16 protein-coding genes are annotated in these 22,986 nt (G+C 41.9%); 6 read left to right on the top strand and 10 right to left on the bottom strand.

The genetic code is table 11. The features are described 5' to 3' along the window. Positions 1 to 3: 3 nt before the first annotated feature. The 3 genes from WC743_RS00385 to WC743_RS00375 all read right to left on the bottom strand — a co-directional run bounded on the left by WC743_RS00385 (position 4) and on the right by WC743_RS00375 (position 5,051). The gene (locus WC743_RS00385) at positions 4 to 3,207 is read right to left on the bottom strand and encodes a SusC/RagA family TonB-linked outer membrane protein (protein WP_373009732.1); all 3,204 of its coding nucleotides are present in this window, start codon (positions 3,205 to 3,207) and stop codon (positions 4 to 6) included. Positions 3,208 to 3,241: 34 nt separating this feature from the next. Then, positions 3,242 to 4,549 (bottom strand): TlpA family protein disulfide reductase, encoded by a 1,308-nt coding sequence (locus WC743_RS00380; protein WP_373009731.1) that lies wholly within the window; start codon positions 4,547 to 4,549, stop codon positions 3,242 to 3,244. A gap of 277 nt (positions 4,550 to 4,826) precedes the next feature. After that, a complete protein-coding gene (locus WC743_RS00375) occupies positions 4,827 to 5,051 on the bottom strand; it encodes a hypothetical protein (RefSeq protein ID WP_373009730.1) in 225 nt (74 codons plus the stop codon). A 365-nt stretch (positions 5,052 to 5,416) separates the two neighbouring features. Here WC743_RS00375 and WC743_RS00370 point away from each other — a divergent pair, with 365 nt between their 5' ends. The 5 genes from WC743_RS00370 to WC743_RS00350 all read left to right on the top strand — a co-directional run bounded on the left by WC743_RS00370 (position 5,417) and on the right by WC743_RS00350 (position 9,552). Then, positions 5,417 to 5,647, top strand: a complete 231-nt coding sequence (locus WC743_RS00370) for a helix-turn-helix domain-containing protein (protein ID WP_373009729.1) — start codon at positions 5,417 to 5,419, stop codon at positions 5,645 to 5,647. Between the two features lie 201 nt (positions 5,648 to 5,848). Then, positions 5,849 to 6,073, top strand: a complete 225-nt coding sequence (locus tag WC743_RS00365) for a helix-turn-helix domain-containing protein (RefSeq protein ID WP_373009728.1) — start codon at positions 5,849 to 5,851, stop codon at positions 6,071 to 6,073. A 418-nt stretch (positions 6,074 to 6,491) separates the two neighbouring features. Then, on the top strand, positions 6,492 to 7,223 hold the full coding sequence (locus WC743_RS00360) for a hypothetical protein (RefSeq protein WP_373009727.1): 732 nt from the start codon (positions 6,492 to 6,494) through the stop codon (positions 7,221 to 7,223). 399 nt (positions 7,224 to 7,622) lie between these two features. Next, positions 7,623 to 8,951 carry an ATP/GTP-binding protein gene (locus WC743_RS00355; protein ID WP_373009726.1) on the top strand — a complete coding sequence of 443 codons (1,329 nt, stop codon included), beginning with the start codon at positions 7,623 to 7,625 and terminating at the stop codon, positions 8,949 to 8,951. A gap of 1 nt (position 8,952) precedes the next feature. Then, entirely contained in the window at positions 8,953 to 9,552 is a 600-nt protein-coding gene (locus WC743_RS00350; protein WP_373009725.1) for an RloB family protein, read from the top strand. A gap of 97 nt (positions 9,553 to 9,649) precedes the next feature. Here the strand turns inward: WC743_RS00350 and WC743_RS00345 are convergent, their stop codons facing one another. From WC743_RS00345 to WC743_RS00315, 7 genes are all read right to left on the bottom strand, one after another. Further along, positions 9,650 to 10,132, bottom strand: coding sequence for a hypothetical protein (locus WC743_RS00345; protein ID WP_373009724.1), 483 nt, complete (start codon positions 10,130 to 10,132; stop codon positions 9,650 to 9,652). Between the two features lie 95 nt (positions 10,133 to 10,227). Beyond that, positions 10,228 to 12,342: a tellurite resistance TerB C-terminal domain-containing protein gene (locus tag WC743_RS00340; protein WP_373009723.1), complete on the bottom strand. Its 2,115-nt coding sequence runs from the start codon at positions 12,340 to 12,342 to the stop codon at positions 10,228 to 10,230. A 108-nt stretch (positions 12,343 to 12,450) separates the two neighbouring features. Beyond that, positions 12,451 to 12,930: an exonuclease domain-containing protein gene (locus WC743_RS00335; protein WP_373009722.1), complete on the bottom strand. Its 480-nt coding sequence runs from the start codon at positions 12,928 to 12,930 to the stop codon at positions 12,451 to 12,453. Further along, a complete protein-coding gene (locus WC743_RS00330) occupies positions 12,930 to 15,065 on the bottom strand; it encodes a DEAD/DEAH box helicase (protein ID WP_373009721.1) in 2,136 nt (711 codons plus the stop codon). Before WC743_RS00330 ends, WC743_RS00335 begins: the two co-directional genes overlap by 1 nt. Beyond that, positions 15,065 to 16,378, bottom strand: a complete 1,314-nt coding sequence (locus WC743_RS00325; protein WP_373009720.1) for an ATP-binding protein — start codon at positions 16,376 to 16,378, stop codon at positions 15,065 to 15,067. The genes WC743_RS00330 and WC743_RS00325 overlap by 1 nt, the downstream gene beginning before the upstream one ends. Then, positions 16,375 to 18,180 carry a tellurite resistance TerB C-terminal domain-containing protein gene (locus tag WC743_RS00320; RefSeq protein WP_373009719.1) on the bottom strand — a complete coding sequence of 602 codons (1,806 nt, stop codon included), beginning with the start codon at positions 18,178 to 18,180 and terminating at the stop codon, positions 16,375 to 16,377. The genes WC743_RS00325 and WC743_RS00320 overlap by 4 nt, the downstream gene beginning before the upstream one ends. A gap of 79 nt (positions 18,181 to 18,259) precedes the next feature. Continuing rightward, positions 18,260 to 19,156, bottom strand: coding sequence for a BRCT domain-containing protein (locus WC743_RS00315; protein ID WP_373009718.1), 897 nt, complete (start codon positions 19,154 to 19,156; stop codon positions 18,260 to 18,262). Between the two features lie 703 nt (positions 19,157 to 19,859). Between WC743_RS00315 and WC743_RS00310 the strand changes: the two genes are divergently transcribed. Further along, positions 19,860 to 22,751 carry a tetratricopeptide repeat protein gene (locus WC743_RS00310; RefSeq protein ID WP_373009717.1) on the top strand — a complete coding sequence of 964 codons (2,892 nt, stop codon included), beginning with the start codon at positions 19,860 to 19,862 and terminating at the stop codon, positions 22,749 to 22,751. Positions 22,752 to 22,986: the final 235 nt, after the last annotated feature.

The following is a 22,986-nucleotide window of genomic DNA, read 5'->3' as shown; positions in this document are numbered from 1 at the left end:
GATTTATAAATCAGCTCTAATTCCGAAAGCATATGTTTTCACTGGAGGAAACTGGGCGATAGGATAGTCCGGGTCGAGTGACGTTTTTGTCGCTTTCCATAAAATGCCCAGGTTGTTAGCGTAAGCATATACCTGAATGTTTGTTACCGGAAGCCATTTGAACTTTTCTTTGCTAAGGGAATAACTCAGATTAATATCCTGTAAACGGATATGATCGGCTTTTTCAATCAGCGAGGATGAATACATATAAAAATTATTCCGGTTGCCGTTGTTTGTAGCCGGCATGGAAGGTATTTGCGTGAAAGCTTCATCTCCGGGTTTCATCCATCGTTTTTCAAAATCACCATGTCCCCCCTGGCCGGTAAGTATAGTTGCGTAATTCACGGAACTGCGCCTGAAGTAGTAACCAAATCGATAACTTATATTTGCAGAAAGTGTAAAACCTTTATAGCTGAAAGCATTTCTTAAGCTACCGAAAATCGTGGGCCTTGCAGGTCCGTTAAATTTCAAACTATCCGGTGTTGTCGCATTGATTATTGCCGTGTAATCTTTACTCACTTTACCGCTAAGGTAACCTTGCGGATCTCCTGTTGCAGGATCAAGCCCGGCTGTTTTGAAACTGTAAATTCCGTAGAGCGGTTTTCCTTCGAATGGATATACTAATTGTAAAAATGTTAATGCATCGGCCTTGATCTTATAGTTAGTTACTTTATCTGCAGCTTTACTAAACAAAAAATTTGTCGTCCATTTAAAACCACCGGTCAGATTTCGGCTTTGGATCGAAACATCATATCCATACCCGCTATTGTTTGATACATTTCCACGGAATTCGGTAATACCTGTCGATGGCGCAAAAGGTGCATTGCCAATGAGGTCAATGCCATTTTTGTGGTAATATTCCAGCGTTCCGCTTATTCGCCTGTTTAGTGCCTGGAAATCCACACCCAGGTTGATGACCTTGACTCTTTCCCATACAAGGTCCTGGTTGGGCGGGTTTGTGATCGTTGCGTAGGGCAACCCCGAAAGGTTATCGATGCCGCTGTTGTAACGGGCTGTTGTGTAAGCGGTAACCGATTTGTTAACGTTGCCGTTGTAACCATAAGTTGCGCGAAGTTTCAGCACAGACAGCCAACCAACATGATAAAATGATTCATTGGAGATGTTCCATGCGACACCTGCAGACCAAAGCGGAACTCCTTTTTGATTTGTTTTTACTCCAAATAAATTTGATTGATCAATCCGGCCACTTGCAGATACCGTATACCTGTTATCATAATTGTAAGCCATGTTTGCATAATAAGAGCGGTAACGGTCTGTAAGATCTGACAGGAAATCACCATTTGGAATCTGCAGGGCGGAGCCGCCATTGTAATAAAGCGGGTAAAAGTTTACATAGTCAACTTTACCGATTGTCGCATGTTCCGGATCATAACCGTATTCGCGATGCTGATCGTTCGATGTATGGGTGTCACGAATCTCATAACCTGCAATAGCGGTTAAGTCGCTTTTGCCATTCCAGTTTTTCGCATAGTTGACCTGCCCCCTAAAATTTTGTGCAATAGCAATAGAATTGCCAAAATTGGCTATGCCGCCTAATGGCACGGGATAAATAATTGACCCGGTTCCGGTTACCCTGGAAAATTTGTTGATGAGATCACGCGTGAAATAGCTATCCTGGCTATTAATCGTACTGTTAATTCCGGTAGTCCGGCCATAATAATAAAGAGCGCTTGCATTTAGCCCGGGTATGATCTTATATACGAGATCTAAATTGAACCTGTAGTCGGTTGTTTTGGCATGGTTATCAGCAATTCTCACTTCCTGAACCGGGTTATATTCCCAGTTTAACAGCCCTGCTTTATTTGCGGTTGTGATAAAAGATGACCGGTAATCATGGGTTACGGGTAACAGATTGCCCGATTGATCGGCAAGCTTCGCATAAGGATACAATGGCGATCCGCTTGCAGATGAAAAGTATATACCGGTTGTTCCCTGATTGTTTACAATATTGTCGCTTTGAATGTAGGAGATTCCAGTACCTACGTCCAGATGGTTGTTAAAGAAGTTGTAAGTATGGTTGGCATTGACTGAAACCCTGTTATACTGATTATTTACCAGGTTAGCGATGTTTTTATCGTAACCGGCCGATACATAGTAGCTTTGATTAGTAGTCCCGCCAGACAGATTTACGCTATATTGTTGTTGTACGCTCTGTTGGAACAAATACTTTTTATAGTCATTTCTAACGTCCAGGCCCTTCAGTGATTCAATTTGTGCATTTGCTTCCGCCGCGGATATTTTCCCGTCCCGTGCTGCGATCAATAATTCCACGACCGGAGTAAGAGGGTTTTTATTGGCTGAAGTTTCATCCCGTTTATAAAATCCTTTGCCAAAGAGTAGTTTTTCCTGTTCAATGTATGCCTGAGTGGATATTCTGGACTGGTAAAACAAGTCCGGTTTTTCCCCGATGGTCACGTTGCTGTTGAACGATACTTTCGGAGCCTGGCTGTACCTGCCTTTTTTGGTGGTGATTACGATAACGCCATTTCCGGCTTTTGCACCCCAAATTGAGGCCGCGGCAGCATCTTTCAGAATAGTTATACTTTCAACATCATTGGGATTGATATTGTTAATATTCCCATCGTAAGGAAAATTGTCAATGACAATAAGCGGATCAGCTTTGCCAAAGATGGTACTTTGCCCGCGTATGCTAATTTGTGTTTGGTAAGATGCATTGCTTGTCGAACGATTGAACACCAAACCCGGGACGGCATCTTCCAGCCTGCTGATGATATCGGTACTAACCCTGCGGTTAATCAATTCGTTATTAACCTTTTCGAATGAACCGGTTGCCCGCTCTTTTGGGATATTTTGATAACCGGTCGAAACGACGACTTCTTTCAGTTCATTGTTCGTCTTTTGCAATCGGATAATAATAGAATCTTGCCCTTCGCGGTTAACTGTTATGGTTGAAGGTGCATATCCGATATAACTGACAGCAATCTTTAATTCACCGCTGCCGGGTGTAAACTGAAAATTGCCATTCTTGTCAGTCGTTAGAGAAAGGTTGGCTTTGCTGACTTTTATTGTGGCGCCAGCAAGCGGTTGACGACTTTCACTGTCAACCACTTTACCAAATACCGGAGATTGCGCCCGAATTTCAAAAAAGGTAAAAGCGAGTATAAAAGCGATTATAAGTATTTTCATTATTAATTTTTTAAGGTTTAAATTGATTGGTTACTTACTCGGATAACCGGGCCTTATCCCTGATCACAAGGATGTCGATGTCACCGGTTTTTTCGACAATCCGCAAATCATAATTTGCGAGTGCCTTATTCAAGGAAACCACATTGCTCATGTTTGCCTCGAGCCGAATATCAATTGCGCCTTTGATACCGGTTTCATCTACCAGGGGCAAAGGAGATAAGGAAAAAAAATAGTTATCAAGTTCCCAGTAGAACCTGGTGAAATTTTGATAATGCAGTGTCATCCCGAACTGATCTTGTGTCCATACCTGTTCGCCGCCTGTTGATTTTAGTTTGTCTACAGCAGAGGTGCGCTGCAGGGCAAGGTATTTTCTATTCTGCCTTTCAATTTTCGCTTCATAGTCAGGAAAGAATCGCCTGAGGTCTTCCTTAAAAATTGCGAACTTGTTTTTAGCCAATTTTGCAGGCAAATACAAATCGTAGCAATAACTATGCTTCTGGAACCAATCCATGACCGGCTCATTGGAATGGCACATAATGATCATAGAGTCTTTGGAAAGTAACTGTACCCGGTTGCGGTTGAACCTACTCCTATCCCGGTATGCAAGCTGAAATAATGTCAAAGGCTCTCCGTTGATCATGGTTACCTTTTCCATTTTATTACTATCGGGCAGCGGGATGTACCAGCCTAAAGGAAGCCCCGGGGAGTAACCGGCAAACATAGAGTGATAAATAAACGCGGAGCCATTACCTCCATTCGTGTTAATGAATAATGGTTTGTCCCTGTTATACGGGATCCTGATGTCAGTTTTTACAGACAGCTCAACATGTTTTTTGGACAGCAGATTACTAATATTCTCAGCGTTAATATTTCTGTCGTCAGTTATCGCAGCGACAATGCCGTCCCCGTTTATCCATACATAGTGAGGTAATGCGAAGTGAGGAAACAATTTTCGAATCTCCTGATCTCCGGCAACTTCAGGAAGATCGTTTTTTAGAGCTTTATTTTTTCGGTAACGAGCCATAAAAGAAGTGACGATCTTTTCAGATTGTGAAGTGACTGGTATAAACTGGATACTACCCGCGAATTTTGTTTGCAGCGAATCCATTTTGGAAATCATACCGACACATGGTGAGCACCAGGTCGCCCAAAAATCCAGTATCACGAGTTTACCCCTGAAGTCCGATAATTTTGGAGAGGGGCCTTTTTGATTTATAACATTTATAGTAAAATCGGGAACCTGATCGCCGACTTTTAAACCGGCAGGAGGTGGCATATTAGTTTGGGCTTTGATCAATCCACAAAACAAGTTAATGGCTGACAAAATGATATACTTTTTCATTGAATACGTTTAAGGTTAATAATCAGCAAGAAACCAGCAACCAGGCGTTTCATAAAGCCATGGCCGAAAAGTTCGGCCAGTGATCTTATCTGAATTAACTGATCTCATTTCAGGTTTTAATCGCTTTAGAAAAGGCAATAGAAAGCCCGGAAGCTGGTTTTTAGCTTCAATTTTATGGTGATTAAATAATTAGATTATTAGTTTGCCTGATAAGGCTTGGAGCGGTTTGCTTTACTCAGCTGGTGAGATCAGCAGAACCCATGATTGAACAGCATGGTTATTCACGATCCTCTCCTTCCTGTGGCCTTGGCATGGCCACATTCGCTTCATATAATTTATGAGTGGCAGTGATCAGCTCCATCAATTGATCATAGAACTGAGCTACTTCCTCATCAGATAGGTTCGCTTTGATATTGCAATCCCGGGTTACCCAGCATTGAAAAAATTTCCAGAAAAGCAACTGGATTTCTTCAGGCGTATGCACCTTGAAAAATCTTTCCATCACTTGTTTGAAAGTGAGGCTTGAGCTAAATTTTGGTTTTATAATGACCGCTTCCATATTCTTAAAATTAGGTGTGCCAGTCAAACGCAAAAAACCATAGGCTGGACTCAACTTAGCGCGTTTAGAGGCCGTCGGAGGCCACCCCACGATAAGCGAGCCCACACCTATGGCTATAGATATGGGCATTCACTTACGTCTCGTGGGTATGAAATTTCCGACGTTTCTAAAACGAGACAAAAGCGATGCTTCAAATTTTATAGAAGTATCGCAAAACAAATATAATAAAAAGAATGATTTGCGGTATTTTAAATCCGCAATTTTTGATTTTTATTCAAGGAAATTTAGAAAATCATTAAATAAAGGACTTGAAAGGCAATTACGAAGATTTACAATTAACTTTTGGTGAACATTTAAAACGACTACGTGAAGCTAAAGCTCTTTCACTTAGATCGTTGGCTATGAGATGCAACCTTGACGATAGTCAAATTTCAAAAATTGAAAACGGTAAAACAAATATTCAGCTTTCTACAATATTTGAATTGGCAAAGGGTTTAGATTTGCAACCAAAAGAACTTCTGGACTTTAAATTTCAATAAATATTTATGCCTAATTTAATCGAGGCATAAATTAATAGCCATAAAAATATCAAAGCTATGGCAAAATACAATTGGCTCTTTTTCAATTTAATAATAAAGTGACATAATAAACTTTGTATGCAAAGTTAACGCGTGTTGGGTTGAAACCCAACACTATTTTTTATTAAAACAGCCAACTTTCCGCAGTTCTCCCGATCTGCAATGGCAAGTGAAAATTATAAAGCTCATTTAATTAAATTCGGTATTCATTTGCAATCACTCCGCAAAAGTAAAGGCCTGTCATTAAGAAAGCTTGCAGCAAAATGTAATATCGACCACGCTGACATCCAGCAATATGAAAAGGGTGCCATTAATATGTCTTTTAATTCGCTTATTGAATTGTCGATAGGATTAGAAATACCGCTTAAAGACTTGATGGATTTTTAAAAATATATTCATTTCAAGCTAAAGCAAAACGTACTCGACCCGCCATCATTGCTTTTACATTTTGATTATTAGTAAATCTAAGCCCCCCCTTTTAAAAGTTTTTCACGGATTACTGTTCCTGGGGATTTACCGCAAATTTCGGCGGCCCGGTTAATACGTAGAAGTTCCGCTTCAGATAAACGGAATGTAAACCGCTTTGATAATTTAATGTCCTATGCTAACCTTGGTCTTGCCATACAAACCCTCCCGGCAAAATTAATCGCCACGCTAAAGGTCTTTTTTGTTATTCCGTCTTTTAGACAAGTGTATCGGTACTACCGAATAATAACTATAAGCAAAAAGGCCATGTTGTTTTCAACACCATTGGGAATATTGCGTCAAGCAAGTTACTTTAGTACAGGCATCATATATAAAACCTATGGCAAACCATCACAACCTATCAGACTTTGTTACTTTAAGAAAGGGTAGAAACTTCCGGGCAGACGCAAAGTGCAGTCCGTCTCAGGAAGCTTATATCTACCAATGGCTAAAAGAGGGAGGATTCGGAATAAGTACAATTGGTAGCAAAACAGTCATGTTCAAAAGGAACAACGATAAGATTGAACCAACCTCCGTTATTGTGATGAAACATCACTTTCAAGATTTTCTTGAAACGGCTCAGTTCAACGATTGGCCCGAGGGCGTTGGCAGGCACGATTTGCTGGAATGGTATTACAGGATGTCGCCACTTAAGCAAAACGGATTATTCCGGCATTACCTGAAAGATACTCTGACCGAGGATGAGATTCACCAATACAAAATGGCTGATGATGTACACTACCGTCATACTTATGAGATGAATCAAATGCTAACAAAGCTTAACATATGGGGATTCAAAAAAACTGAAGATATTAAGGGCACGATCAATACAGGCTGCCCGCTTTACTACAAGAATGTCAAGGGTAATCTTTACCTTGTATTTAGCCACTATGAATCCCAAAGCAAGCAGAGTAAAAGTGGTTTTGATTGTTGGCTTGCACCTTTTAAAAACGAGCAGCAAATCGGTATGGTAAAATTTGAGGGTTTAAGGAAGGACGACCTAAAGGGCATCAGTTATTCATTCAACCTGGAAAGGGATTACCCGCTGATACAGGAATATATTTCCAATTAGCAATTAAACAGAAAGCACCTGACAGGGTGTTTTTCTTTTTTAAACTGTTTGAACGAAGTGAAGCAGCGCTCCCGGGTTTACCCAGCAAGCCGTTTTGGTTCAACCAAAACACGGCTTGCTGATTTCTTTTAAATTGTTTAATCTAAGCCGATTAAACGTTATGATAGAAGATTTCAAAACTGTTCTATCGTCATTCGTAGAGCGTTAACAGATTGCAAACGCAATCTATCAATAGTCAGTTAGTAAACAATGAGGTTCTGAACTCTCCCTCTCCTTGACTAAGCACAAAACCTACAATATGCCCAACATCTTAGCAATAGAGCAACCATCTTTAATAATTGATATTGGCAAATATATTTTTTATATATTTGAATATAAATTGCAAAAACAAGTGAAATAATGATTAACCATATCAAAATAAGAAATTTCGGACCGATACGAGACGAAGTGGAACTTAATTTTGAATCAGCATTGCCGAAGGACGATACGGATGAGGCTTATGTGACCGTTATGCCGGATGACAGGCGGCTATTGAAGCTGTTGTATATCTACGGTGCGAATGCTTCGGGTAAGACAACGGTATTGCAGGTGTTCGAATTTATCCGCCTGCTTTGGCTGGAGCCCTTTTTTAATAAATCGGAAGAACTTGATTTTGAGCCTTTCTTATTTTGTGAGGCCCCCCTGGAGCAAACCTCTTCACTGGAACTGGCTTTTTACGCGAATAATATCCGGCATATTTATACGCTTGAATTTACAAAGACGATGATTCGCAGTGAACGGCTCGTTTTTTTCCATTCGGCGAAACCAACCTTGCTGTTCAGCCGGGAAACGGATGCGGAAAAACAGGTGGTAAAACTACAGTTCGGTAGCCAGATCGGTGTTCCCGCCCGTGAACGTGACCGCCTGGAAAGCAATACCTTGTACAATAACAGTGTCATGGGTGCATTTACCAAGACCAATGTGGATATACCGGAATTGAATACCTTGCAAACCTGGATGAAACGTTTTTTCCTGGGTATGATCACGAGCGACACGGATTTAGCAGAAACAACCGCGGATATGATCGTGGATAACCCGGCTGCCGCGGAATGGATAGCGGCGTTTATGCGTAAGGCCGACCGCCAGATCAGCAAGGTTGCTGCCGATCCGGAAAAAAGTTACCAGCCTAGACTCCGGCCTAATTTTGTCTATGAGCATCTGTATCCGGCTCATGTCAATACGCCGTTCTCGACAAAAAAAAGAGATGGTATCCTTTCCGGTTTAGACCTTTCCGATTTTAAACGTAAGGTGGCTTTTACCCATGAAACGGGTACCGGGAATTTTGAACTGCCGCTAAGTGCGGAGAGCCGTGGCACCCAGCGTTATTTCGCCTTGGGTGGCCCGATGTACCGTCTGATCCATGATGAGGCTTTATTGCTCATTGATGAATTGGAAAGTTCGCTGCACCCGGACCTGATGAAACATTTCCTGCAAACCTTTTTGGCTAATGCGACTTTTTCACAGCTGCTGATCACTACACATAATATCGCCTTACTGGAAGAAGAGGATTTCATCCGCCGGGACGCGCTATGGTTTATTGAAAAAAAGGACGATGGATCCGCTGATCTGTATTCCGCGGCTGATTTCGATAGTGCGACTCTACGTAAAGGAGCGAGCCTGATCAATGCTTACCGCGCGGGGCGGTTAGGCGCAAAACCGAACCTGGGCAGCCCATTGATGAATAAATAATATGGGTAGACCAATCAAAAAAAGGTCCGGCAGGTCCACGGTAGCACTGGTGGGTGACGGCTTTACGGAAAAGATCTATTTCAGCGACCTCAAGGATACCGACCGGCCGGAAGGGCTTGATATCAAGCCCGATTATCCGCGTAAGGCGGGAAGTTTCAAGGGGGTACTGGAGCGTGGGATCAGCTTAAAACAGGATTATAGCCGGGTTTACGCCTTGATCGATATGGATGCGATCATTGCCCAGGGCCAGCAGGCGGTTTACCAGCGGCTAAAAATTGCCGCAGAGCGTAAAGGGGTGATCGTTTTAGAAAATAATCCTTGCTTTGAAATGTGGTTGCTGCTGCACTTCCGCCCTACCGGCCAGCACTTTGGCGACTGTGATGAGGTGAGTGAGCAATTGGAGCGGTATATTCCAGGTTATGATAAAAGCCAGCGTTTCCAGGCGGCGGCGAGGCTATATGCCAATTTACGGGAGAATATCCCGCAGGCGATCATCAATGCGCGGTCACTGGAGACCGACAGGGCGGATCGGGACGAGCATTACCCAAGGGCCGAGACCTTTCGCTTTTTCGAATGGTATGAGGGAAAAAGAGCACGTTAACACTGGCGCTGGTTGCTTTAGCTAAGCGCATAAGGAGGATTACACATACTGATTAAGCAGAAGTAAGACTAAAATTGTAGACCATGCTTTTTTTTATTCAGCCTTCTATTTTGTTGAGGTTTATAATATTTGAAATTTGCTCAATTTCGGTATTGTGTATTGCAATGGGCATCTCTATGTGTCCGAGGAGGAAAGTTATTTTCGTCCGATGCCTTCCGTCGGATAATGACAGCTTACCCTTAAAATTTACACAAAAATCAACAGTGGGTGGATCTACAAATTCATCCCAATCCCAGCGGTTTAATATTCCGGCAACCCGGCTATCATTTAGTAATACCCCAGTAAATAATTTATCGATACTCACTTCATAAAATTCCGTGCTTCTCACTAATTCGGAAGGATAGACATGAAATATAACATATTCCTGATTTTTGGGATGTAGGGCATAATCTAACATTTTATCAGCATTTTCCCCATACGCCCAAAGGGGTTTTATCATTCGGAGTTCATCAAGTGATTTTTGTTGGTAAAGGGTTATTTGAGCAATTTTATCACCTATAGCAGGCCTTTGGAGTTTCATTAGTTAAAGTTAATACTTAAAAAGATAAATTAACAAAGCCCAACCTTGGAAAACAAAGAATATTTCAGACCTTTAAAGTCAGGATAAACTCACTTTCAGATGACCAGCAGTTGAAAATATTCCGGGTTAACTGCGTATCCTTCATCCATAGTTTCATCAATCAATACATCATCGATCAGTTCATACAACTGTTCATTTACCGAGTCGATCAACGCGCCTTTCATTAAGCCGTTGTCCCGGCAAAAATCATTAATACGTATCGCACTCAATTGCAGGTTATTAGACCTGAAAAGTTCCAGTAATTGTAATCCGGTTTGATTCAGGGAGGCAATTACTTCCTGTTTATAGGCTGGTGTATCCGTTTTTTCTGTTTCGGTTTTTTCTGTTCCGATCTTTTTGGTTTCAATAGAACCAGGGCCGGTTAAATGCGGGACAGTCTGTGCTTGTATAACATCCTCCTCGTCTTTCAGATATTCATTCAGGACCTCGACGGTTTCTGAATGCTCTGCGACCACTTGCCTAATGGCTTCGGTATCCAGCAGGATCTTTTTTCTTACAGGCGTATAAATGGCTGATACAGCTACCATTGCTGTATCCAGGTCCATGGTTTCCCCCAGTTTTTTTACAATGGCTTCAAAGCGCTGGTATTGCGTTGCTGTTTCAAAAACAGTTTTTTGTACAAGCTTGGATACTGGCTTGAGTACCAGCTTTTTGGCCAGTGCGTTTTGCAGCACATAGCGGAGGTGGTATTGCAGACGAGTTATTTTATCCAAAGGTGCCAGAAATTTGGACAACTCCAGGAATATTGTTTCCAGGGATGGGTTATCCCTGTTCTCCATGATCACCTGTTCGACCTGTTGCAGAAAAGCAGTTTTACCGACGCTGGTAAAATGTGCTTCTGTTAATTCAATGTGCTCTTTCCAGCGGGTAATATTGACCGCATTTAAGGCGATGATAGTCGCTTCAAGAGGAGCCGGAATGTCTTTGATCAGTTCCAGTTTACCGGATTCCAGGTACCTGATCAGGTGATCGTTTATGAAGTCAATGACTTCTTTATGATGGTAATCACTGACTAGGTTTATCTTTCTTTTATGACGATAAATATCCCGGAGCTGGTTTTCGCAATAGTGCAGTATAATCTGGTAAAGCTGGTTTGATTTTTCGACGGTATACTTATAGTTTGGGCTGTTCAGGTGGTAACGATTCTCCTTACGGGCAATCAGGTCAAGGATGAGGTGAAAGCTATCACCCATTGTTGCTCCGGCCAATTTATATTGTGCCTTTAATATGCCGATGGACCTGATGTAAAGGCGCAACGTTTCAAGTCCGCATTGGTCGATATTAATAAAGCTATTACCGGAAAGGTAAATGGCATCATAATACTTCTGGTCGCTTTTGCTCAGTTTAAGCTGTTTTTCGTAGCGGGTCCGCCAATGCTCGACATAACCAAGGCGTGCCAGCCCCTCTTCATCCCCGAATTCGCGCATCTTCGCAATGAGGAAACTTTGGCTATAACTATGCGTCTTCGGGCAACTTTTGTCCAACTGCCCGAATTGCTTCTCCAGCAGGTCAAGATCAAGATGAGTCTTATATTCATGGATCAGGTCAAAATATAGAATAAAGCCATAATTGGTATCCTCACCAACTTCGATAAATTCACCGGCGTAAAAGCGATTCTTATAATACTGATAAAATTTTTTTTGATCCGGCTTTGCTGACCGAAGTTCATCACGTGAATAAATATAAGTGTGGCCCCAGGGTGGAATACCTGAAGTAGGGGGTATCAATACCTGCGCCCTTTCAGCCACTACTTTTTCCTCCGGAGGTGGAATGACCTCCTCGGCTGTTGGTTTCAGAAAAGCGGTAACAACCCTGTGTGGCTCATCATTCGGATCTGGAGCCATAACACCACTTTTTATGAGCCGGTCAACCAATGAGTCATTAATAACCTGATCTATCGCGATACCTCTATCCGCAGGGACAGAAGCCTTGACGTCACTGCCTGGAGGATCTGCCTTGATCGGCGCGACCGCTATGGAAGTGTAAATTACCGGCGGAGCGATTTGCTCCTGCGAAGGACGTTGTAAAACGGACAACTGCTCGTAATTCGGTTCAGTTTTTCCGGATCGCTCTATAGTGATCTTCGCTTTTGATTGCCGCTGTTGTGTCTTGAAGGCTGTCGACTTTGACGACGCTTGTTTTCCTTTCACCTTCGGTTTTCGCCGGGTCAGGTGGAGAAGCAACACACAGAAAAAGAATATCGACCAACCGATCATTTTATTATTTTAATAGGTATATATTATTCGTTATTCCTGCTGCTAACTTGTTCTGTCCAAATGGATCACGTAAAGATTTGCACAAGCCATCGCGTCAGACAGAGCATCATGATGCTTAAGCGCAATCCGGTGCTCTATACAGCAGGCGGCTAGACCTTTGCCAAATATTTTATAGGTACATTGCCGTTCATACAGGGGAGGAAGGATATCATAAAAACTGAGTGTTTGTGACAGACAGCTGAAATCAAATGCCCCGTTATGCGCAACTACTGTTTGCCCGTCAATAAAGTGCCGGATCTGTGGCCATACCGATGCAAAACTCGGCGCCCTTGCGGTGTGCCTGGCCTCTATCCCGTGTATCTGTGTATTCATGGGGTGGTATATATTACCCGGCGGGCAGACAAGCAGGTTGAGCTTTTCAATGACCTGCCGGCCTTCCACCCTTACCAGCCCCACCTGGCAGATGCTCCAACGCTTACTTTGTGCCGTTTCAAAATCGATGGCTGTAAAAGTATGTTTCATCAGCTGACCTCCAGGTTTTCAACAAGTATCCAGTCATTAACCTGTTTCACGGCATCCAAGTCATAATATTTTTGTTTCAGCAAGCGGATCTTCAGGTAATCCGGTAAATAAACGCCCCATTTGGAAAAATCCAGCAGGGCGGGTTTCTCTTCCAATTGTTGCTGAAGGAAAACATCTATGTAGCCAGGGAACGCGGTAAACTTTTTCCAGTTTTCCCGAAGTTCCTGCCCGGTGATATTAAAGTGAAAACAGCTGTCATGATCGCTGAATGTATGCTGTAACCCGTTGATGTCCAGCAACAGGCTAATGGTCTTATTCAAACGGGATCCGCTGAATGTAAATAAGGAAAGCTGTTTTTTTTCCTGGAACAAGGGCTGTTGCCTGTCCACATCCTTTATGGCGAAGGAGGCAAAGAAACTCCGTAACTTCTTTAGCTCCAGCGCACAAGGCTCATCCAGGATCACGTATTGCTCTTGACCGTAGGCGATCTCGTACATTTTCCGACGGATCTGGTGATGTATATTGCCGCCTCCTCCAAAAAACACCGGCGGTTTACCGTCAATCGCTTTTTTGACCTCTATCTTTTTGGCGTCAAAATCCACGAAAATGATCTTCCACATTTTTGCGGCCAGCAATATATTTTCATCTTCGATGATTCCCGGGCTGTAGGGCAGTTCGCCGATGGTATTGCCGGCGTTGACCACTTTAAAGAAAGTTTCGGTCTTGAAAGCGCTGTAGAAGTCACGGCGGTTGACGATCTTTTCGCCTTCCACGCCAATGATCAGTTCTCTCCCGACCTGCTCCAACAGGTCCAGGTTTATTAAGTGCCCGATAACTGCATCGATATCGTCCGTCCCGATTGCGGAGAACGCAAAATTGTGCAGCAGCTGTGTTTGCAGGTCATCCTTAACGATGCCCGACCTGCCCTTGACGATCGACAAGGCCTGGTGTAGTAAAATATCATAGGAAAGATCACTATTGGCCGGTGGCTCGATAAACCCTTCTTTGTAAAGCAGCCAGCAAGCAAGGGATTGCAACAGACTCCATGGTTCGGTCGCATACAAAAAAAGCTTGCTTGTCACACCATCCTTACGGCCGCTCCTTCCGATACGCTGGATCAGGGATGCGATACTATGGGTTGCATCGATTTGTACCACTTCATCAACGGAGCCGATGTCAATTCCGAGTTCAAGCGTGGAAGTGCAGGCGATGGAAAAGTGCTGCAGGGTGCTGCTTTTAGCAAACTCCTCCACGTACTCCCTGACCTGTTTATCAACGGAAGAATGATGCGAAAAATAATTTTTATGCCCACCTACCCTTTCGGAGATCTTCAGCAACTTAACAGCTACTTCTTCTGCCTTTCCCCTGCTGTTGGGAAAGATCAGCACTTTTGCGTCCCTCGTTTCCTTGTATAAATCTTTGAGTAAGGCCAATGGTAATTCGGCGGTCTCCGCTTCAAAAAAACGAAAGTGAGCGTCTATTTCTTTCGGCGATTTATCAATCAGCACTTTGGTACGCGCTTCGTCCCCGGTAAATCTTTTGGCCTCATTAAAATCTCCCAGCGTAGCAGAAAGGCCAACGATCTTAAAAGGCTGGCCGGCACGTACATCCTGTAAGCGGGACAACAGCGACTTCAGCTGTACCCCGCGATCGGTACCGACGAAAGCATGGATCTCGTCGATCACGACATATTGCAAATTGGAAAAAAGCAGTTTCACATGAGGGGGCCGGTTCACAAACATGGCTTCGATCGACTCCGGTGTGATCAGCACGATCCCCTGTGGTTCCTTGATCAGTTTTTCCTTGAGCGTCCGGTTGGCTTCTCCGTGCCACTTGGTTACGGTCACCTCCAAGTTCTGGCATAACTTTTCAATACGTTCGAACTGGTCATTAATAAGTGCGATCAGGGGAGATATATAAAGCACCGCAACACCCCGGCTATTGAAATCCACCTTAGACAGGATCGGCAAAAACGCTGCTTCTGTTTTACCGGACGCCGTTCTGGAGGCCAGTATAAAATTATCATCGGTGGTCATGATCCGGGCGATGGCCGCTGTCTGGATCGGACGTAACTGTTCCCAGCGTTTTTCGCGGATGTATTTTCGGATCGGAACGGATAACAGGTCAAATGACATTATAGCTCCTCTATTCCTTCCAATAGCTGATCATCAGGCCTTTCGTCTGCGATCTGGATCTCGCCGAGCAGTTTACCTTTGTCAAATCCTGGGTTTTGCCGGAGGATATTCAGGATATTTAAAAAATCGCGGATCACCTCCCTCGGTGTCAGGAACTCGTCCGCGCCCGGTTTATTGAAGATCTCTTCCATGAACATGGCCATATCGTCATCGTCAAAATTGATCTCGGTTTTGTAATTCAGATCGAAAATCTCTTTAAGCTTTTTCAGCAACACAAAAATCTCTTCATTGGTGATCGGTAAAAGCCGGATCACCGGCTGTGCAAAATCCCTCACCCCTGCTGTTTCATATTTATTGGTTTCCAGCCGGGTTTTCAATGCCTGGTAACTGAACAATCCCCGGCGTTCATTTTCCAGGAATTCTCTTGTGCCCGCGAAATTGATGTATAGGTTTTCCACCTTGCCCTGGAAACAGTCATTATAAATGCTCAGGATCTTTTCATAGTTCTTTTCCCGCATGACCGCGGTTGATATCTTGTAAAGGTTAATCGCTTCATCGAGATTGATCACAAAACCACTGTAACCCATACTTACGAACAGCTTACAGAAGTTCTTCAGCATGTCATAGTAATTCAGGTCATTGATGATCTCCCGTACGCCAAGGTCCTGCCTGGCCTCGGTCTTGGTCGTATATTCTCCTTTCAGCCACTTCAGCGCATTACGGCGCAAGCCTTCATCATCTTTTATAAAACCTTCATAATATTTCATGACTACCGTACCAAAATCGAACCCGCCAACATCGGTGATCGCATTGATCGTTTTCATAATATTGGACTGGATCAGCTGCATGCATTGCGCATCACGGATAGCCGTCAGGGGGATGTTGTTTTCCTCGGCAGTTTTCATAATGACCTGCTCCATCCATTTTTCCATGAGCGTGGGCAGGGCCCCTCCCTCCGGCTTTGTCTGGATAGCTATATTATCGATAATGGCGGAATAGAGCGCAGTACCTTTTCCATCAGAAGAGTACAGCCTGTTATCGGGCGTAAAATCGGCATTTGCCACCACGAATTTTTGCTTGAGTGCCACGGTGTTCAGCAGATGCAGGATAAATGATTTACCCGATCCAAAATCACCGATCCAGAACTTCACCATACTATGACCGTTCTTTACATCCTCCAAAGCGGCAACGACCGCGTTGATCTCATCGGAACGGCCAACGGTAATATGCTGGACCCCGATCTTCGGTACGACACCGCCAATGAGCGAATTGATAATGGACGTAGCTTCTTTAGGTTTAATATTTGTAATCATTTGATCAATATGTTTTTATAATAGTCTTCGTTTATGATATAGTTATCTTCTTCTTCTTCAATGAGGATGTCATCCAGCAGCTCGTAACAAAGTTCATTGATACAGTCGACCAGCTGATTTTTAAATACCCCATGTTCCTTCGCGAAGGCTTCCAGCTCAACGATGGGCAGAGTTAAATTAGCCTTGCGGAACAGGTTGAGTATTTCTAATTGCACTTCCGTAAATGCAAGCGTATCAAAATAAATTTTTACTTGTACGGCCGGTTCGGGGGAATTGATCTTTATCACGATCTCTTCGTCCGGCAGGGACTGCGTTACTAAAGCATCCGTTTCATCTTCGAGGTAGCGGTTCAATAGCTCCACGGTACCGGAATGTTTTTCGCTGATCTCACTGATCGCATTCCGGTCAAGGGTGATCTTTTTGCGTTTGGGCTGGTATAAATGGGTCGCTGCGTCCATGGCCTTATCCAGGTCTTTTGCCATGACCAGTTCCGTAATGATGGCCTCGAATTCTTCTAATTGAGTGGTGGTGCTGAATAAGTTTTTTTGTATCGTCTTATTCAGCTTCCTGTTATCAAAAGTTTCGGAATTGAGGTCTTGGTAAATATATTGAATATAAAGTCTTAAAGATGTGATTTTGTCTTGTTTCGCGATGAAACGGGCAGCTTCAAACCAGATCATTTCCACGGAAGGATTCTGCAGGTTCAGCCGGGCAAGTTCCCGGATGTCCTGGTAAAATTTATCATGGTCATGCCCGTGTTTTTTGGCAATCAGCTCAAAATTTGTTTTCCAACGGGCGGTATTACGGCTAAAAAGGGCTATTTCTGTCGCTTCATCCGGCTGCTCCACACGCAATACCCAAACCGGCAAAAGCAGCCTCAGTTTACTTAGTAATTTTTGCTCATACAGCTCTGCAATCTCGGTATCCTTATCATGCAGCTCGGTGTTCAGCTTCCTTGTATGGCCATAAGCTTCCCGAAGCGTGTTTTCGGCGTACCTAAAGATCAAGGTATAAATATCGTTTAGGGAAGACAGAATGGTATACTTGTAATTATAATCATTGATAGCGTTCCCAATCTTTCGCATGGTAATGAAATCTGCCAGCGTATTATATTCCACAGCTGCCACCGTACCCTCCTTTCTATACCGGTGTTCCAGCGCGTCAATGACCAGCAGATAAAGCTTAACGGTTTCCAGCAGGCAAAAATCCATGCTGCAAAAATTGTTGTCCGGGTACCATATCCTGTTGAGCAGTTCTACCTCCCTGTCTTTTAACAAGAGCTTTTTTCTAAATTTATCCCCTAATTTCAGGCTATAGTCGCCTGCCGGGTTCTGCTGAAAATCCCGGATACGTTCTATACCTGTTACATCACCTGCCTCTTGCATGGCCAGACCGAGCATCGAAAGCCCATAAGGCCGCGTTTTTGGATAGTTTACGGCCAGGCTAACGAGCTGTTTCTCCAGTTTTGGCAGCTCATGATGGCTTTTGAAATCAGCAAGCAGGTCGAATAATAAGATAAAAGCATAATTGGTGTTGCCTTCGAGATCAAGCGCGGTATGCAACAGGAAGCATTTTTTAAAATGACGGTAGAAATCTGTTTGTTCGGGCGTTGCCGCATCCAGTTCCCTTGCCGAATAAATATATTGGTGTTTCCAGGCGGGAACACCCGGAGGATACCTGACAACGCCCGAATCCCCCTGGCCGTAAATGATCGCAGTGGACTGGCCCGTAATGTCTATGATGCTATCATCGGTTCCATTTCCATCAAAAGTATTGTTATCTGTATGCAACTCCTGGCTCATCAATTCCTTAAGAAATCTAATATATCATTTACTTTATGAAAGGGGACAATAATAAAATGAAAATGCACCCATGCTTAAATTAATAGTTTACTGCTTTCCAAAAATCGTTTTCGTTGACCAATAATATTTTATGCCCTTGTTTACGTAGGTCAATGGCAGATTCTACTTTTCTCCCGTAACAGGCGTATGCCCAGCAGGGGTTGCCGCCATCACCGATGATCAAGTAATCAGTAGATTTTGTAACGGAACCATTAAAGCTTCCGCCCATTATTTTGATCTGTTTTTCAATATCAGACCGCTTGGCTTTTACCGAAACACCCGTAAAGCAAAAATATTTTCCCGGAAATTCAAGAACGGGATCGTGGGAGCAAATACCACTGATCATGACCCCTTCTGTATCCGCTTTGATCTTTGCCGTTAAGGCAGTATCGGTCAGTTTAACAAATTCGCTGAAGTAAGCCTTCAACTGCCTGCGTTCTATTTCATCGATTACTCCATCAGCTAACACAGAAGCGACCAAACTCCTGATCTCATCGTAGGGATAATAAGAAGCAAGGTGACCATTGTTATAAAACCATTTCTTTAATGCGATAACTTCTTTATCCTCGACTATGCCGTCAGCAAGAATACCGTGGCAAATCCCCTGTAACGTTTGAAGATCTGCTGTAGCGGGGTTATAATAGTAACTATCTGATTCGTATTTCTGGCATAGCCAGAACAGGTCGCTGATCAGTTCCGTTCTATGGTCTGTTTGTGTTAAAGCTTCTTTGATCGTAACCATAAATTCCTGAAACGGGTTGCGGTTGATCAGTTCATGGTGCAGGCTACACCAGTTATCGAGTTCCTTTACTTCATCATCAGTGATCACCCCGTCAAAACCGATTCCAAGTAAGATACCTTTTAAAGAGTTGATGGCTTTGTCAGCTTCGCTTTTTGTTGTATAAACACGATAGGTCAATTCGTCGTTGGTTTCCATTGCTTAAGTTTAGGTGAGGCAATTTAGTTTTTTTGGGTAAGGATTGTAAATATATCTGCATATTACTAACAGATATATTTACAATCATTTTTAATTTACAATCTCGTATTCTTTCAATTCGTAGATTTTGGCCAAATGTCCTTTTTTCAACATCATATATTGTATGTAGATAAATTTTTCTTTGCTGAGTTTAATTTTGGCGTCCGGTATTCCCCCCTTGTCTTTTGTGTGCCTTTGGCTCTTCCAACGGGATTAATTGTTTCATAGTCTTCGCCTCCGTCATAGAATAAAAAGTGATCGCCCACCTGTGAAAGGCATCTGCATTCATGCTTTTCATCTATATTCCGATATATTCTATGGTCATAACAAGGTCCCGATGAATTAGGTATTTAATATAAGGAGACAGCAACTCAAATAATCTTTTAATTTTACTCTGTAATCCCTTATTTCCTTATCGTTTGTCCATTTAAGGCAATACTAAAACGCAAACCTGTGCTTCTGAAAGGTAGCTAACAATAACTTTGGTTGATATCTTAAAACAAATCCTGTTACGAGTTTGGCATTGCCTGCTTTGGCCTGTGGTAATGGTGGCTTGGACAGGAAATGTTGTCAAACCCATTATAGCGCAACATCTTCAGCATTATGATATGATTATAACTGTTTATGCTCCGCAGTATATTCTTAGATTACTTTGTATGGCATTGTGTCTCCAAGTGCTACACGTCACCGTTTAACAAGGATAATCACAAAAACACAACATGACAATAAAAAAATTGCTAAAATATTTTTAGCAACGAAAAAATTGTTTATATTTGACAAGAAAAAAATTGCTAAGTGCGATATAGCTGTAAAAATGGATACTAACCTTGATGTACTTTTAAGAAACAATACTGGTAATAAAGCAAAAACTGTGCTTTTAGAAAGCTTTGTTGTGCGTTTGAGCGCCTACAAAAGCATATTTTCAGAAATAAAATTAAATAAGAATAACAGCACCCTAAAGAGCCATTTAATCATTGGCCAGCGCGGGGCTGGAAAGACAACACTATTGTATCGGCTGAAATATGCAATTGAAGATGATAATGAACTGCAAAAGCTTTTTATACCAATCATGTTCAACGAAGAGCAATATCATATTACCGAATTATTGAACCTTTGGGAAAATGTAGCCGACAGTCTTGACGAACTGCCCGGATTTGAGCACCTAAGTGATCAAGTTGAAGCTTCGCAGGTAGGTAACGAACAAGATGAGGCCAGAGCTTTAAAAATTATTAATGCGGAATTACTGAGTAATAAAAAGCGAGCAATTTTATTTATAGAAAACATCGACGTGTTTTTTAAAAAAATAGGTGTTGACGAACAGTATAGATTACTTGAGGTTTTAGAGGGCTCTACGTCATTAAGTTTAATAGGTTCTTCAACAACGTATTTTGAGTCTGTCTCGGGCGAAAATCAACCATTTACCCACTTTTTCAATATTGTTCAGTTGAATGGCCTTAATAAATTGGAGTCTATCAAGTTATTAATGAAGTTGGGGGAACAAACCAATCAATCAGATAAAATTCATCAAATCTTAAACAAAAATCCCAAAAGAATTGAATCATTAAGAAGGTTAACTGGCGGAAATCCGCGCACGATGTCTTACCTGTTCCAAATTTTTTTAGATAACGGTAATGGTAAGGCTATTTTGGATTTATATAAATTGTTGGATGACCTCACTTTTCTCTATAAAGCAGAATTAGATCAGTTATCCCCACAGCAACAAAAAGTTATTGATGTCATTGCACGAAATTGGGATGCAATTTCAGCTAAAGAAATATCAGCTATTACAAAAATTGAGAGTAAGCATGTTTCATCAGTGCTTAATGCTTTAGAAAAAAATCAGTCGATTGAGATAGTAAATACAAAAGTTAAAAATAACTTATATCGTATAAAAGATCGCTTTTTAAATATCTGGTATCTCATGCGATTTGGTCGTAGAAGAGATAAAGAGAATATTGTATGGCTTGTGCGATTTTATGATGCTTGGTGTAATAAAACTGAATTATCTGAACACGTAGCAGCGTATATAAAAAATTTAAAGACCGGGAACTATGATTCTTTAGCAGCTTTAGATATGGGTAACACATTTTTATCGTGTATAAATGTGTCCCCAGATATGAAATATGATGTATGGCAAACTTCTAAATCATACCTTCCTAAGGGGATGATCGAAGAATTAAAGGTATCGCGAGAAATCTTTTATAATAGAATTAAGTCGTTGGTTCAACAAGGCGCTTTTGATAAAGCTATTGATGCACTAAACGAAATTGAACCCAAAGATTTGCATTACTTCACCTTTGCTTATTGGGTATATTATAAGATGGATGATTACTCGACTGCTGTTGAGTTCTTGCAAAAAGTATTGGAGATTAAACAAGATGCGGTAACAGCATTTACGATTGCTGACATTTATGATCGAAGTATCAGTGATTTACCGAAAGCAATTGAGTTTTATAAGATTGCGCTTGATAAAGGCGAATTTGAAGCCGGGTATCGCCTGGGTCAAATTTCTTTTTTTGCATTGCATGATTTAGATGCGGCGGTTAAATATCACAAAATCGCGATTGAAAATGATTTTAAATTGTCAATCCTTTCATTAGTGAAGATCTATTATGAGGTAAAGCAATATGAAGAAGCTGCTGCTTTGTGTGAATTGGCTATTACTAATGGAGATATCAGTGCAATGAATAATTTGGCTAGCATCAAGCAACAACAAGGCTTGGATGCAGAAGCCAGGAAGATATTAGAGCTTGCAATAGAGAAGGGTGATAAATTTGCCGTTACAAACTTAGCCAAAGCCTACCTTGATCCAGAATTTTACGACGAGGACGGCGCAAAACGTTTGTTCCTAAAGGCAGTTGAAATTGGAGCACCAGATTGCTACTATAACATAGGAAAATTTTTAATAAATACTGTAAAAGATATTAAGGAAGGACTTAGGTTCTTAAAACTTGGCATAAAAAATAAAGAAGCTGAGTCTGCGCATTTCTTGGCTCATTATTATGAAAAGAAAAACGATTACGATAAAGCTGAGAAAATGTTTTTAGAAGCGTACAATCTCGGCAGGCATAGTGCCCTTTTATGTTTATCAGATTGTGCTTTTTCTTTACAGCGTACTGAACGTAAAAAATTTATTATTGATCAATTGCAGGTGAATTTGATCGATAAGAAAATTATAGGTCCGACAGTTTTGCTTGAATATTCGAGAGCGTTGCTTTGGGACGATCAGACTAAAAAAGCATTGGAGTATTTGGTGCTTGCGCAGCCGATGTTGGAAGATGCTTTTAAAGATGACGACGAAGACTTTAAACAGCATTTAGTTAGCGAACTGACTCAATATTTTGTGTTGCTAATTTCAAAAAAGCAATATGCAATTGCTAAAGAGATTTTCAGCTCTAAAGATTTCAATTATAAGCAGATTTTGAAGCCGGTTTATTACGCTTTAATGAATTATATGAAAACGGAATTCCCCAACGAGTATTTAAAAGCTGGATCGGAATTGCATGAAACTATCGAAGAGATAATTTCAGAAATAGATAAAGTCGCTAAGCACTAAGAGCTTCGACTTAATGATTTGTTCTTTATAAAAGAAAGCCCGAAGGAGTTGCGATCCAAACAGGCTTTAGTGTGTCAAACGTTTCAGGGATGACTAATCACCATTCTGACCCGCTGGTATGACGTTGTTAATATTGTTTACGTGACAAATGTATTAAAAGTTTGAATTTTTCAAATTTTTATTTAAAAATCACAAGAACAAGTTCATATCCATGCTACCTGAAACGCGCTAGAAT

This window comes from Mucilaginibacter sp. (genome assembly GCF_041660805.1).
Lineage (GTDB): Bacteria > Bacteroidota > Bacteroidia > Sphingobacteriales > Sphingobacteriaceae > Mucilaginibacter.
The sequence above is the reverse complement of the archived record's forward strand: the minus strand, read 5'-3'. Positions and strand labels throughout refer to the sequence as shown.